The 13,508-nt window shown below is 68.5% G+C and carries 11 protein-coding genes and 1 tRNA gene; 7 read left to right on the forward strand and 5 right to left on the reverse strand.

Translation table 11 applies throughout. The annotated features are described in order from the left end of the window. The first annotated feature begins 93 nt into the window (after positions 1-93). Positions 94-167: transfer RNA gene (locus FHS23_RS07795), tRNA-Leu, on the forward strand. 109 nt (positions 168-276) lie between these two features. Here FHS23_RS07795 and FHS23_RS07800 read toward each other — a convergent pair. Both FHS23_RS07800 and FHS23_RS07805 read right to left on the reverse strand, forming a co-directional pair. Beyond that, entirely contained in the window at positions 277-1,101 is an 825-nt protein-coding gene (locus tag FHS23_RS07800; RefSeq protein ID WP_183651168.1) for a DUF72 domain-containing protein, read from the reverse strand. Positions 1,102-1,202: 101 nt separating this feature from the next. Continuing rightward, positions 1,203-2,225, reverse strand: coding sequence for an LLM class flavin-dependent oxidoreductase (locus FHS23_RS07805; RefSeq protein WP_183651171.1), 1,023 nt, complete (start codon positions 2,223-2,225; stop codon positions 1,203-1,205). A 250-nt stretch (positions 2,226-2,475) separates the two neighbouring features. On the opposite strand from FHS23_RS07805, the gene FHS23_RS07810 reads away from it, so the two are divergent. Both FHS23_RS07810 and FHS23_RS07815 read left to right on the forward strand, forming a co-directional pair. Next, positions 2,476-5,379 (forward strand): glycosyl hydrolase, encoded by a 2,904-nt coding sequence (locus FHS23_RS07810; RefSeq protein ID WP_183650042.1) that lies wholly within the window; start codon positions 2,476-2,478, stop codon positions 5,377-5,379. A 174-nt stretch (positions 5,380-5,553) separates the two neighbouring features. Next, positions 5,554-5,946 carry a VOC family protein gene (locus FHS23_RS07815; RefSeq protein WP_183650045.1) on the forward strand — a complete coding sequence of 131 codons (393 nt, stop codon included), beginning with the start codon at positions 5,554-5,556 and terminating at the stop codon, positions 5,944-5,946. Between the two features lie 55 nt (positions 5,947-6,001). Here FHS23_RS07815 and FHS23_RS07820 read toward each other — a convergent pair whose 3' ends face one another. Beyond that, on the reverse strand, positions 6,002-8,077 hold the full coding sequence (locus tag FHS23_RS07820) for an MMPL family transporter (RefSeq protein ID WP_183650048.1): 2,076 nt from the start codon (positions 8,075-8,077) through the stop codon (positions 6,002-6,004). Between the two features lie 85 nt (positions 8,078-8,162). Between FHS23_RS07820 and FHS23_RS07825 the strand changes: the two genes are divergently transcribed. After that, positions 8,163-8,666, forward strand: a complete 504-nt coding sequence (locus tag FHS23_RS07825; RefSeq protein WP_183650051.1) for a MarR family winged helix-turn-helix transcriptional regulator — start codon at positions 8,163-8,165, stop codon at positions 8,664-8,666. 106 nt (positions 8,667-8,772) lie between these two features. Here the strand turns inward: FHS23_RS07825 and FHS23_RS07830 are convergent, their stop codons facing one another. Further along, a complete protein-coding gene (locus FHS23_RS07830; protein WP_183650054.1) occupies positions 8,773-9,462 on the reverse strand; it encodes a fasciclin domain-containing protein in 690 nt (229 codons plus the stop codon). A gap of 106 nt (positions 9,463-9,568) precedes the next feature. Continuing rightward, positions 9,569-11,167 (reverse strand): molybdopterin-dependent oxidoreductase, encoded by a 1,599-nt coding sequence (locus tag FHS23_RS07835; RefSeq protein ID WP_246381371.1) that lies wholly within the window; start codon positions 11,165-11,167, stop codon positions 9,569-9,571. A gap of 535 nt (positions 11,168-11,702) precedes the next feature. On the opposite strand from FHS23_RS07835, the gene FHS23_RS23910 reads away from it, so the two are divergent. From FHS23_RS23910 to FHS23_RS07850, 3 genes are read left to right on the forward strand one after another with little or no spacing between them, the layout of a single operon-like run. Beyond that, a complete protein-coding gene (locus tag FHS23_RS23910; RefSeq protein WP_183650060.1) occupies positions 11,703-11,924 on the forward strand; it encodes an NAD(P)-binding protein in 222 nt (73 codons plus the stop codon). A gap of 50 nt (positions 11,925-11,974) precedes the next feature. Then, entirely contained in the window at positions 11,975-12,577 is a 603-nt protein-coding gene (gene sigK / locus FHS23_RS07845) for an ECF RNA polymerase sigma factor SigK (protein ID WP_343053714.1), read from the forward strand. After that, a complete protein-coding gene (locus tag FHS23_RS07850; RefSeq protein WP_183650065.1) occupies positions 12,577-13,329 on the forward strand; it encodes an anti-sigma factor in 753 nt (250 codons plus the stop codon). Before sigK ends, FHS23_RS07850 begins: the two co-directional genes overlap by 1 nt. The last annotated feature ends 179 nt before the right edge of the window (positions 13,330-13,508 follow it).

The raw sequence follows: 13,508 nt of genomic DNA on the forward strand, positions 1-13,508 counted from the left end.
CGCTGCGGCGTGCTCGCGCGTGGACGGCCTCGCTCCGGGCGGGTCATGGGGTTGAGCGACATCAGCGGTGCGCAGGGCTTTAAGCTGCTAGGTGCCCCCGTAGCCCAACCGGCAGAGGCAGTCGGCTTAAAACCGATTCAGTGCGGGTTCGAATCCCGTCGGGGGCACTTCAAGGATGCGAACGGTGCTGCCGGACGACATTCCGAGGCTGATCGACCCTGTCCGATCGGTCGACGTTCGCGGAGCGCTCGTGCTGCGGTGAGGGCGCCCGTGTTGTCAGAACAGGGTCGCTGGTTCGACCGGCTCCGGCTCGGGCAACGGGTCGAGGTCGGGCACCAGGGTTCGGACGTCGTGGTGGAATCGGCGTGCCAGCATGGGCGCGTCGCGGTTGTCGGGAGTGTGCAGGAAGACCGTGGGTGAGCGGCCTTCGCGCAGCCAGTCGGCTACCACCGTGGTCCACGGCTCCCAGCCCGCGATCGTCTCGTCGACCGAGTCCCTGCCGAGGTAGCGCACGATCGGCCGGTCGGTCAGCGCGCGTGTTCGCCGCGGCAGCCGTGGTTTCTGCCTCCATGCTTCCTGTTCGGCGTCACTGGTCGGCGGGTTGCGGAACAGCAGGGTCGTGTCGAAGGGGACCCACTCGGCGTTCGCACCCGTGAGCGTGGCCTCGAGTCGGGAGGCTGCGCCGGCGTCGGTGAAGAACACGGGATCTCGCACTTCGACCGCACGCGGGAGGTCGGGCGGGAGCCTGCGCAGGAACCGGCCGAGCGCGTCGAGCGCAGGCGGGCCGAACGACCGTGGCAGCTGTGTCCACAGCACCGCGCGCTCGCCGAGCGGTTGGATCGCGTCGAGGAACGCGCGCATCTCGGCCTCGACACCGGCGAACCGGCGCTCGTGCGTGGCGATCCTCGGCAGTTTCAGTACGAACCGGAAGTCGGAGTCGGTCTGGGCCGCCCAGCCCGCGACGGCGTCGCGCGTGGGCGTGGCGTAGAAGGTGGTGTTGCCCTCGACCGCGTTGCACCAGCCGGCGTAGGCGCGCAAGCGTCGCGCGGCCGGCAACGACGGTGCCACGAACCGTCCCTGCCAGGCCTGGTGTGTCCACATCGCACAGCCGACATGAAGGCGTGCCATTCGATCAGCTCCCTTCGACCGCCACCCACGTCTCCACCCGTCGGTGGCTACGCGCTGCGCCTGTCGCCCCGCGCTCAGTGCCAGCCGAGTGCCGGCGCCACATGGGTGAGGATGCCGTCGAGGATGTGCGCGTTGTAGTCGACCCCGAGCTGGTTGGGCACGGTGACGAGCAGCGTGTCGGCGGCAGCGATCGCCTCGTCCGCCGCCAGCCGCTCGACGAGCACGTCCGGCTCACCGGCGTACGAGCGCCCGAAGACGGCGCGGGTGTCTGCATCGAGGTAGCCGACCTTGTCCTCGGACTCGCCCGCGTCGCCGAAGTACATGTCGTCGAGGTCGCTGACGATGGGGAAGATGCTGCGGCTGACCGAGACCCGCGGTGTGCGTTCGTGTCCTGCCGCGTGCCACGCCTCGCGGTAGGCCTCGATCTGCTTGCGTTGCTGGACGTGCAGCGGCTCACCGCTCTCGTCGTCCTTGAGCGTCGAGCTCTGCAGGTTCATGCCCAGCCGTGCAGCCCACTCCGCCGTGGCGTTGGAGCCAGAGCCCCACCAGATGCGCTGGCGCAGGCCGTCCGAATGCGGCTCGATGCGCAGCAGGCCGGGCGGGTTGGGGAACATGGGGCGTGGGTGCGGCCGCGCGAAGCCCTGGCCGTCGAGCGTCGAGAGCAGCGTCTCGGTGTGCTCGCGGGCCATGTCCGCGTCACTCGCTCCCTCCCTGGGCTCGAAGTCGAAGTAGCGCCACCCGTCGACGACCTGCTCGGGCGAGCCGCGGCTGATGCCGAGCTGCAGTCGTCCGCCCGCGATGAGGTCGGCGGAGCCGGCGTCCTCCGCTGTGTAGAGCGGGTTCTCGTAGCGCATGTCGATCACGCCGGTGCCGATCTCGATACGGTTCGTGCGCGCGCCGATCGCGGCCAGCAGCGGAAACGGCGACGAGTGCTGCCTCGCGAAGTGGTGGACGCGGAAGTAAGCGCCGTCGGCCCCGAGCTCCTCCGCCGCGACGGCGAGCTCGATCGCCTGAAGCAACGCGTCCGAGGCCGAGCGTGTCTGCGAGTGCGGCGCGTCGGACCAGTGGCCGAAAGACAGGAACCCGATCTTCTTCACTTCCGGTGCAACGCGCTGCGACGGGATTTGTTCCGCGGTGCGGCGGAACGGCCTTACGTCGGCGTTGCCGAAGAACCTCGACACGTTAAGGAAAGACCGCGACGTCGCTGTGAACCGTGGAACGTCGTGTCCAGCGGCGACGCCGCGGGGTCGCCAGGTCACCGGCGCCGGAAATGGCCCGATCGGCCGGTAGGGCTTGCGGTTGACTGTTCGCTTCGCAAACGATTAGCTTTCTTGAAACGTTTCAACGATGAGGCGGGTGGAAATGCTCAATCGCAGGCAGTTCATCTACGGCGGAGCGTTGACGGGGATTGCGGTGGTCAGCGGCGCGGCACTGCCCGCGCAGGCGGCGCCAGGGACGATTCCAGGCGGTGGGTCGGATTCGCTCCGCTGGCCCGCGTTCGATCGCGAAACACGGCCTTGGACCCGTTGGTGGTGGCTGGGCAGTGCAGTCACCGAGGACGGTCTTCGAGAGGAACTCGATCAGCTCGCGGGCAACGGTTTCGGCGGAGTCGAGATTCAACCCATCTACGAGTCCCAGGGCGATGAGGATCGGATCCGGTGGTACCTGAGTCGTGAATGGTTCACTGCTCTGGACACGGCGCTCCGGTCGGCGGCGGAGCGTGACCTGGGCGTCGATCTGACCTCCGGTTCTGGCTGGACTTTCGGCGGGCCGTGGATGGACGTGCGGCACAGCGCCGGTCGTGCTCTCGTCGAATACTGGGAGCTGCGCGGCGGGCAGCGGCTCGACGAGCCGGTGAAAACGATCCACCCGCCACATCCGGAGCTGGTCGACGAGGAGCGACTGTCGCGGCCGGACCTGCGCCCACCGATGTCGCCCATTCCCGAGCCGGACCTTGCCGCGCTCGTGGCTCGCGAGGTCGACACCGGCGACACCGTGGATCTGACCGCGCGTGTGGACGAAGACCGGAAACTGGACTGGACCGCCCCGCCCGGCCACTGGAAGCTCACCGGTGTGTTCAACGGCTGGGTCCTCAAGCGGGTCGAACGAGCCGGCCCCGGTGGCAAGGGCCTGATGGCGGACTACTTCGACGACAGCGCGATCCGGCGCCATCTGGATCACTTCGGCGACGCCGTCGGCGGGCGGAACGGGATCCGCGCGCTGTTCCACGACTCCTTCGAACTGGGCGGAATCGACTGGACACCGACAGCGCTGCGGGACTTCGCACGGCTCCGTGGCTACGACCTCACGCCGCACCTGCCGGAGCTCTTCGATGAGCACGCCGCGCCCGAGAAACGGGCCCGGCTGTTGACGGACGTCCGGGAGACCTTCTCCGATCTGTTCCTCGAGCGTTTCGCGCGGCCGTTCACCGAGTTCAGCGGGAAGCGCGACTGGCTCACCCGGAATCAGGCACACGGCTCGCCCGCGAACCTGCTCGACATCTACGGTGCGGCCGACATTCCGGAGACCGAGTACACCGGCGGCGAGAACATCCCGATTCCGGGTCTGCGGCATGGCGCAGGTCCTCAGGATCCGGTACCGCTGGTGTGGCGCATGGCGTCCTCGGCCGCTCACCTGAACGGCGGCAAGCTCGTCGGCGCCGAGACGGTCACCTGGCGCGACGAGCACCATCACGTGTCGTTGTCCCAGGTGAAGCCTGCTGTCGACATCCTGTTCGCCGCCGGGATCAACCACGTGGTGTTTCACGGCACGACGTACTCACCGCAGGAAGCCCCGTGGCCGGGCGTCAACTTCTACGCGGCCACCCAGTTGCGACCGGAGAACCCCTGGTGGCGGTACGTCTCCGAGCTGACCGGATACATCACGCGCTGCCAGTCGATTCTGCAGCATGGTCGGCACGGCAACGATGTACTCGTGTACTGGCCGCAGCACGATGTGTGGGCCACGCCGAACGGCGGTGGTATGCGGGAGCGGGACGGTGAGCTGACTCCGGATTATCACTGGGACGGCGAAGGCTGGATGTATCCACATCCGAGTGGTGCCGACGAAGTCGCCGGTGGCTTGGAGCGTAGGGGCTGGCAGTTCGACTGGGTCTCCGATCGGCAGCTGGCCGAGTTCGACGGTGGGCGTAGCGGTGTCTCCAATGGACGGTCTGGCTACGCGGCTGTCATCGTCCCCGGCGCCGAGCTGATGCCGGTGGGCACGCTCGCGAAGCTCCACGAGCTCGCTGCCGCCGGAGCGACGGTGATCTTCGTGGGCGCACCTCCCCGTGACGTTCCCGGCTTGGGTGGGCTCGACGAGCGTCGCAACAGGTTGCGGGAATTGACTGCCGCACTGACCGCGGGCACGGACGCTCGTGGGACGCGCCGGGTGGGCGCGGGCCGGGTCGTGATCACCGACCGCGGCGGTGTGGACGATGCGCTCGCCGATGCCGGCGCGGTGCGCGAACCGTTGGCCGATGCGGGTCTGCACGTGCTGCGCCGGTTCCACGACGAGGGCGCTGACTACTTCGTGGCCAACCTGACCGCGGAACCGGTCCACGGCTGGCACAGGCTGGGAACCACGGCGGCGTCGGTAGCCGCGCTCGATCCGCTGCGAGACGAACGTGGCCGCGCCCGGCACCGGCGTGCGGGACGCGGAAGCCAGGTGCAGGTGTCGCTCGACCCCGGGGAGAGCGTCGTCCTCAGGGCATTCGAACGGAGCCGCATCAGCGCACCCGGTTACCGCACGTCGACCCCGACCGAAGAGCGCCGCGACCTTCCCGGCCGATGGTCTCTGGAGTTCCTGGACGGCGGTCCGGACCTGCCACGCCGGCGCACGCTGGACGCACTCGTGTCGTGGACCGAACTGGGTGGACAGGAAGCGGCGTTCTCGGGCACCGCGCTGTACTCGTTGACGTTCACGCTGGCGCCGGCCGACGCGAAACGCGCTTGGGCGCTGGACCTCGGCACCGTGCGGGAGACCGCCCGCGTGACGGTGAACGGCACCGAGGTCGGCGTCGCGTGGTCGATCCCGTTCCGGATTCCGCTCGGTGAGGCGCTCCGGCCCGGCGAAAACGTGCTGGACATCGAGGTGACGAACCTCGCGGCGAACCGCGTGCGGGCGATGGCGCGCGCCGGGACGCTGCCCGACGACCACTTCATGAGCTGGCGGACCACGCCGCCTGGAGAATGGGACGTGGAGCCGTCCGGGCTCCTCGGCCCGGTACGGCTGGTCGAGGTCGAAGGGTGAGGTCACGAACACCCGAACAAACCACGGGTGCGGAGAACCCTTCGCGTCGAGCGGCGGAAGTGAAAACCCTTCGCGCGTGATCGCAGGGCCGGGATACGGTCTTCCCGCCGGTGCCGCCGGATAGTCCGCGGCTGCGGCCGTCCGCTGATCCCAGCGTGAAAGTAGGTTTCATCAATGGCGTGCCGTATGGGTGAGCTCGTGCTCGATTGCCACGACCCCGAGGTGCTGGCGCGGTTCTGGTGCGAGGTCCTCGATTTCGTCGAGCTCGGCCGGGAGCATCCCGAGGGCGTCGACGGCTACGCCATCGAGATCGGCCCGCGCGAAGGATTCGGCGGTCCGCAGCCGACGATCATCCTCCGCACCGGTGAGCCGGCCGAGGCGAAGTCCAACCTGCACATCGACCTCAATCCCACCGATCGCGACTCCGACGCGGAACTCGAACGGTTGCTGAAACTCGGGGCACGTCCGGCCGACATCGGCCAGACCGGCGAGGAACCGTGGAACGTGCTCGAAGACCCCGAGGGCAACTCCTTCTGCCTGCTCAAGGGCCGTCTCGATCCGCTATGAGGCCCGCGGACGTCCCGAACACAGAACACGCGGGGAGTGCGATCGAGCGTTCGTCTCAGCAGCGTTCCTGCAGTCGCGACGGCCACCAGATACGTCCGCCGATGTCGATGGCCAGGGCCGGGACGAGGAGAGACCGCACGATCAACGTGTCCAGCAGAACCCCGAACGCGACGATGAACGCGATCTGCGCGAGGAACAGGATCGGCAGCACGGCCAGTGCGGCGAAGGTCGCGGCGAGTACGACACCCGCCGAGGTGATGACGCCACCCGTGACCGTCAGACCGCGCAGTACACCGGCCCGGGTGCCCTGCCGGATCGTCTCCTCGCGAACCCTGGTCATGAGGAAGATGTTGTAGTCGATACCGAGCGCGACGAGGAACACGAATCCGAACAGCGGCACGACGGGATCAGCGCCGGGAAAGTCCAGCACGTGGTTGAACACGAGAGCGGAAACGCCCATGGTCGCGGCGAACGACAGCACGACCGTCCCGATCAGCAGCAGCGGCGCCAGCAGTGAGCGGAGCAGCAGCGCGAGCACCGCGAAGATCACCACGAGCACGATGGGAACGATCAGATCGCGATCTCGCTCCGAGATGTCCTGCGTGTCGAGCAGGGTCGCGGTGCGGCCGCCGACCTTCGCATCGGAGTCCGGAACCGCGTGCACGGCGCTGCGCAGCCGTTCCACGGTGGCGACGGCCGATTCCGAATCGGCCGGATCGGACAGGACCGCCTCGATGCGGGCCAATCCGTTCGCGGTCCGGGGCTCACCGTTCGGGCCGGTCGTGACCGATACCTCGGAAACGCCGTCGACCTGTGCCGCGGCCGCCACGTCGGCTACCCGGTCCGCGTCGGTGATGATCGTGGCGGGGCTGCCGGAACCAGCGACGAAATGTTCGCTCAGGACCTCCTGGCCGGCGACCGAGTCCACCTCGTTCAGGAAGATGTCGGACTCGGCGGTGCCGGAGGCCCGCAGCTGTGGGAGGAACGCCGCCCCGACGAGCAGCACCACGGTGGTGCCCACCCAGATCAGCCTCGGTGACGAGCCGACGCGGGCCGCGATCCGTCGCCAGACGCCGCTCTCCTCGGGATGCGGTGAGCCCAGTTTCGGCCGGTACGGCCAGAATGCAGATCGGCCGAAGACGGCGAGCGCAGCCGGAAGGAAGGTCGTCGACGCGACCAGCGCGGAGCCGATACCGATCGCGGCCACCGGCCCGAGGCCCTGATTGGAGCGGAGGTCGCTGAAGAGCAGGCAGAGCACGCCGAGGATCACTGTGCCCGCCGATGCAGCGATCGGCTCGATGGTGGCCTTCCACGCGGTCGCCATCGCGGCCAGCCGGTCGTCGGAGTCCCGCAACTGCTCCCGGTAGCGCGACACCAGCAGCAGCGCGTAGTCGGTCGCCGCGCCGAACACCAGGATGAACAGGATGCCCTGGCTCTGCCCGTTGAGGTCGATGAAGCCCTGGTCGGTGAGCAGGTAGACGACAAGACTCGCCAGCCCGAGCGCGAACACGCCCGACAGCAGCACCAGGACCGGAAGGATCGGGCTGCGGTAGACCACGACCAGGATGAGCGCGACGACCGAGCCTGCGACGAGCAGCAGGAGTCCGTCGATGCCGCCGAACGCCTCGCCCAGGTCGGCGCCGAGTGCCGCGGGCCCGGTGACGAGCACCGTCAGGCCGTCGGGCCGGTCGGGGGCCAGGGTCTCGCGGATCTCCTCGACCGCCGTGTCGGGAGCGGCGTCGGCGGCGATCGGCACCACCAGTTGCAGTGCCCGGCCGTCCTCGGAGGGGATGGGCGGCGGCAATGCACCCGGCACGCCGGGTATCGCGGTCAGGTGCGCCGACTTCTCCGAGAGGAACCGTCGGTCTGCCGGCGTCACCTCGGCGGTTCGTTCGGCGACGACGATTGCGGGCACCGATTCGTCCTCGGTGAACATGCGCTCCAGCTCGGCCACATTGGTCGACTCGGCCGTCTCGGGCAGGAACGCGGAGTTGTCGTTCTCGGCGACCTCGCTGAGTTTGCCTGCGAACGGTCCGCCCACGCCGCCCACGACGAGCCAGCCGACGATCAGCAGAGCGGGAAGCAGCCACCGCAGGACGCCACGTCGACGTGCCGTGCCAGTAGGGTTCATCCTCACTCTCCCGGTCACCTCGCCCGCAATATTTCGATTGTCAAACTACACGCGAGGAGTCGAACCGGCACGAAGGAGGTAGTACATGGCAGGCAGCGAGGCCGCGCGTGGCCGGCCGGATTCCGGCGATCCGGACGACGTGTTGATTCGCCTGCTGCGGCAACTGAACGTGGAGACGGACCGGTTCGCCGAGATGTTCGGTGAGGCGCACGGCTTGTATCGGACCGACCTCAACGCGCTCGTCGTGATCATGGATGCGGTTCACCGCGACGATGCGATCTCGCCAGGAGAACTGGCCCAAGCACTGCATCTGAGCCCTTCGGCCACCACAGCGGTCCTCGACCGTTTGGCCAAGGCCGGGCACGTCGAACGGCGCCGGGGCGCGAGCGACGGGCGGCGAACGGAACTCCGCCTTCCGGAGGCGACACTACGGCTCGGCGAAGAACTGTTTCGCCCGCTCGGGGCAGAGCTGGGGCGGGAGTGGTCGTCGTTCGACGCCGACGAGCGCGACACCATCGTCCGATTCCTCACGGTCAGCATCCGGGCGACCACCACCGTCCGAATGCGACTGGCCGACGACGGCAAGTGATCGGGTGCGGGCGAGTAGGCACACGGTAGCCTGCTCGACGGACGCGGACAGGCGACCGGGGCGGCGGACAACTCGTGCCCGCCGCCCCGTGCTCCGGTCTGTCGGGTCACTGCTTCCCGGGCTGCAGGACCTCGTCGATGACGAAAACGGTCGCGTTGGCCGTCGGCACGTTGCCGCACAGCACCTTCGCCCCGTTGACGGTCGGAGCGTCGGCGCTGCCGCCGATCTTCACCTCTCCGCCCTGGACGGTCTCGACCGAGCCTGCGTCGACGAGGCCCGCTGCGTCCATGCGCTCAGGCACGACGTGGAAGGTCAGCGTCTTGGTCAGGTCTTCCTTCATCTCGGGGTCGTTGAGCAGCGCGTCGAGCTGGTCCGCCGGGATCTCGTCGAACGCGGGGTCCGCAGGTGCGAACACGGTGTAGTTGGCGTCCTGCTTGTTCAGGGTGTCGACCAGCCCGGCGGATTTCACCGCGGCGGTGAGCTTCTTCAGCAGCGGGTTGTTGCTGGCAGCGGTCCCGACCGGGTCGTCGACCATGCCCTGTACGGACCCTTCGTCGTTCGGGTCCGTGGGCACCTGCGAACAGCCGGGGCCGAAGACATCGTCGGCGGTGGTCATGCCGTCGTTCATGCCTCCGTCGCCCGACGAGCTCGGCGGAGCCGACGACGGTGCCTGTCCCTGTCCACCGCCCTGGTCGCTCTGGGCAGCGGTGTCGTCCCCGCTACCGCAGGCGCTCAGTCCGAGTGCGAGTGCGGCGACCGCACCCGTTACCGCGGCATGCCGACGAATGGTCCCCATCGGAATCAACTCCTCGTTCATCTGTGTACGTCGGTTCTCTCTCAGGTATTCGGCGCCGCGGTTCGCACCGATTGGTGTCCGAAGTGGAATTATCGAGGAGCCGCGGCTACGTGGCGGTGCAGAAGATCGAGTGCCACCCCGTTGCGCCGTCCGGGACCGGTGGTACCCGGCGAGCCTGCTGCGTGTAGCCGGATTTGTCGGTGGCGCGGCACTCGATGTCGTGGCCGCCCGGTGTGAACTCGAGCTCGGCTCGCCACATTCGCCAGGTCTGCTCGTTGACCTCCGTGGCGAGATCGGCCTGCTGCCACGGGCCGCCGTCCACTCGCACCTCGACCGTATCGATAGCGGTGGGTTGCGCCCAGGCGACGCCGGCGATCGTGAACGCCCCGGCGGGGAACTTCTGGAACGGCTGCGGGCGGTCGATCCGGGACTGGGTCTTGATCGGCGCACGTTCTGCCCAGCCGCGCTCTTCCCAGTAGGTCTGTTTGTCGAAGGTCGTCAGCTCCATGTCGACGAGCCATTTGGTCGCGGACAGGTAGCCGTAGAGTCCGGGCGTCACCATCCGTACCGGGAAACCGTGCTCGACGGGCAGCGCTTCGCCGTTCATGCCGTAGGCGAGGAGTGCGCCGCGGTCGGCCTCGCGCAGCACGTCCAGCGGGGTGCCTGCGGTGTAGCCGTCCACGCTCGTGCTGAACACCTGCTCGGCACCGCTCCGGACGCCGACCTCGTCGAGCAGGTCCCGGATCGGGACGCCGGTGAACGTCGCGGTCGAGACGTAATCACCACCGACCTGATTGGACACACAGGTCAGCGTTACGGTCCGCTGCTCGACCCTTCGGGTGATCAGGTCGTCGAAGCCGAGTATCAACTCCTTGTCGACCATACCGTGGATACGGAGCCGCCAATCGTCCAATCGGATCGTCGGCACGGACAGCGCGGTGTCGACTCGGTAGAAAGCCCTGTTGGGGGTGATGAACGACGGCGTCCCCAGTGAAGCGAAATCGGCGCCGCGCGGGACGGGCGGATTAGGGGGAATGCGCCGCCCGATCTCGGTGCGGGCCGCGTCCACTCCGGACCGGCTCGTGAGAAACCGTCCGCCCACCGCGGCTCCGCCGGCGACCGCCGTGACACCTGCGGCGGCGAGCACGAAGGTGCGCCGTGAGGTCGCCGAGGTTGTGGCCGCCGTCGCGACGTCGTCCCGAGCGTCCTCTCGGGCGTCCTCTCGGGCGTCCTCTCGGGCGTCGTCACGGTCGGCACCTTCCGTGGCCGTGCCGTCGTCGGTGCGGTGTGCGGTCGTCGAGCGCGATGCGAGCCGGTGGAGCCACCCGAACGCCCCGAGGCCGGAGACCAGCGCCGCCACGGCCGGAAGGGCGTCGAGGACTGTCAGATCGCGACGGAGCGACGCCGCGACCACCCCGGCCACACCGAATGCTCCGATGACCGCGAGACCGGGTGTCGCGGTGCGCCGCGAGAGCAGCCCAGCGATGACCGCGAGCAGCAGAATCACCAGACCCATGCCGCCGAGCAGGACGAGCTTGTTCGATTCGCCGAACTGTCGGATGGCGAACTGTTTCACCGGTTCCGGCGTGAGGTCGATCGCGGTGTTGCCGACGGCGAGGTACGGCGAAGCGTTCGGCCGGGTGAGCCCCGAGGCCAGATGCCCGATGCCAAGGGCCAATGCGACCGAGGAAATACTTGCGAACATCGCACGGAGCGCACCGGGCGGGGGAGTGGCCGCTGGAGTTGGCATATCGATGATTCGATGCCGCGGCGGAGACCGATTGGTCCGGGTCAGTCCTTCTTGGATGGCAGAGGGAGGAAGCCGCTCGTGCGCGCGACGTAGTCGGCGTACCCCGGTAGCGGCCCCGCAACCGTGCGATACCGAAGGTGACCACGACGACGAGCAGCGCCACACCGAACGCGAGCGTCGCTGCGGCCGGCAGGGTCATCGGGTCGCCTCCCGGATCGCAGTCGTGGCGCCGACTCCGGCTGTCGCAGTACGCATGTCGAGTATTCCGAGCCGGGGTGTGGTGGATCGGCCGTGCGTGAATGTGTGCGCGTCGCCACACCGGCAATCGTTTCGCGGAGCGGCTCCGAATGACGGTCATGCACATCGGTGAACCGGAGACAGGGGCCGTGCCCGCTGACACGGCGCCACCGCCCGGCGTTGCTGTGTCCCCACCCCACGGCGATCGGTCGTGCGGTCGTGTTCCGTGCCGGACGAGGAACTGGAATGTGGCATGACCGAACCGACCGTGGCGGTGATCGGTGCCGGGGCGTCAGGGCTGACGGCTGCCTATCGACTGAGCCGCCGCCACCGGTCCTCCGACGTCGCGGAGCTCTGCCGCGGCGAAACTCTGCCGCGGATGTGGGAGTTCTATCGGGCATACAGCGAAGCGGGATTCCGCTCCGGTTATCTCGACGTCCGGCAGTTCGGTATGCACAAGCCCACTCGTGACTGAAGAATGTTCGAGCGGCGTGGGAGATGTCGCGACCATGGGAGTTGATCGGTGTGGATGAGGACCCTCAACCCGTTGAGGCGCCGCCGGGCTGGGCGGACGCACCACAGCCGGCTCCGAATGCGCGTGCCCTGTTGGTAGAGGTCGCCAAGGGTGACGAAGCGGCGTTCGAGCAGCTCTACGAGATGATCGCCAGGCCGGTCTTCGGACTGGTGCGGCGCTTGCTCCGGGACGCCGCGCAGTCCGAGGAAGTCACCCAGGAGGTGCTGGTCGAGGTGTGGCGGACCGCGACGCACTATTGGCCCGACAAAGGTAGTGCCATGACCTGGGTACTGACCCTCGCGCATCGTCGGGCGGTGGACCGGGTGCGGGCCGAACAGTCTGCCGCCGACCGTGAGGCGAAGGTGGGTTCCCGATCGGGTGCGCCCGCGTTCGACGAGGTCAGTGAATCCGTGCTCAGTCGCCTGGAACAGCGCCAAGTGCGCCGATGCATGTCGACATTGACCGAACTGCAGCGGGAATCGGTGCTGCTGACCTATTACCGTGGCTACACCTACCGAGAGGCTGCCGAGCTGGTGGGCTCGCCGACGGCCACGGTGAAGACCCGCCTACGGGACGGGCTGATCCGCCTACGCGATTGCCTGGGGGTGGGCTGATGAGCAACGAGATGGCGAGCCTCACCGGTGCCTACGCGGTGGACGCGCTCACAGGGCCGGAACGTGCCGAGTTCGAGCACCATCTCGCCGAATGCGGCGAGTGCGCGCAGGAAGTGCGGGAGTTGCGGGAGACGGCGGGCATGCTCGGCCTCGCCGCTGCCGAGGACCCGCCAGCCGACCTCAAGGGCCGCGTACTGCACGAGATCACACACACCCGGCAGGAGCCGCCGACTGCGGCCGCACCGGTGCCGATCGGCACCCGGAAGTCGCGAGCGACGTCCCGGTGGGCCACGCGCCTGGCGGCTGCCGCGTCCGTCGTCGCGATCGGCCTGGCCGCCGTGTTCGGTGTCGCCGCGTGGCAGTCACAGCAGGAACTCGAGCGGGCACAGCAGCGAATCGAGCAGGCTGGCGAGCGCGGAGCCGAGATGGCCCGCGTGCTGCACGCACCGGACGCCCGGATCATCCACGCGTCCGAGGGACGGGCGGTGGCGACCGCGGTCGTCTCGGTCGACCTCGGCAAGGTCGTCTTCATGGGCGAACACATGCCGGCCGCACCCGAGGACAAGGTGCACCAGCTCTGGGCCATCGATGAGCAGGGAGCGACCTCGATGGGGGTGCTCACCGGTGGTGACGTACCGGTTGCGGCGGACATGCCGAGAGAGACCACGAAACTCGGTGTGACGACCGAACCGGCGGGCGGGTCGCCACAGCCGACCGCCGACCCGTTCATGTTGCTGTCCCTGCGTGCCTGAACCGGAAAGGTCTACGTGTGATGCCGGCCCCGGGCGCGCTGTGCGCCCGAGATCTCCTTGGTCAGCGACAACTCAAGGCTGCACGCGGCTGCACCCGGCACGCTCCGGAACTCGGCGACGAGCCGGCCGTGCATTGTCGACCGAACGGATCGACGACGCGGTGTGACCACGGACGGCGA

Source organism: Prauserella isguenensis (assembly GCF_014191605.1).
Taxonomy (GTDB): Bacteria; Actinomycetota; Actinomycetes; order Mycobacteriales; family Pseudonocardiaceae; genus Prauserella; species Prauserella isguenensis.

Bases quoted from the DNA above. Each gene is read 5' to 3' on its own strand.
- FHS23_RS07800 (WP_183651168.1), bottom strand. From the start codon at position 1,101: ATGTGGACACACCAGGCCTGGCAGGGACGGTTCGTGGCACCGTCGTTG.
- FHS23_RS07810 (WP_183650042.1), top strand. From the start codon at position 2,476: ATGAGGCGGGTGGAAATGCTCAATCGCAGGCAGTTCATCTACGGCGGA.
- FHS23_RS07815 (WP_183650045.1), top strand. From the start codon at position 5,554: ATGGCGTGCCGTATGGGTGAGCTCGTGCTCGATTGCCACGACCCCGAG.
- FHS23_RS07820 (WP_183650048.1), bottom strand. From the start codon at position 8,077: ATGAACCCTACTGGCACGGCACGTCGACGTGGCGTCCTGCGGTGGCTG.
- FHS23_RS07825 (WP_183650051.1), top strand. From the start codon at position 8,163: ATGGCAGGCAGCGAGGCCGCGCGTGGCCGGCCGGATTCCGGCGATCCG.
- FHS23_RS07830 (WP_183650054.1), bottom strand. From the start codon at position 9,462: ATGGGGACCATTCGTCGGCATGCCGCGGTAACGGGTGCGGTCGCCGCA.
- FHS23_RS07835 (WP_246381371.1), bottom strand. From the start codon at position 11,167: ATGTTCGCAAGTATTTCCTCGGTCGCATTGGCCCTTGGCATCGGGCAT.
- FHS23_RS23910 (WP_183650060.1), top strand. From the start codon at position 11,703: ATGACCGAACCGACCGTGGCGGTGATCGGTGCCGGGGCGTCAGGGCTG.
- FHS23_RS07850 (WP_183650065.1), top strand. From the start codon at position 12,577: ATGAGCAACGAGATGGCGAGCCTCACCGGTGCCTACGCGGTGGACGCG.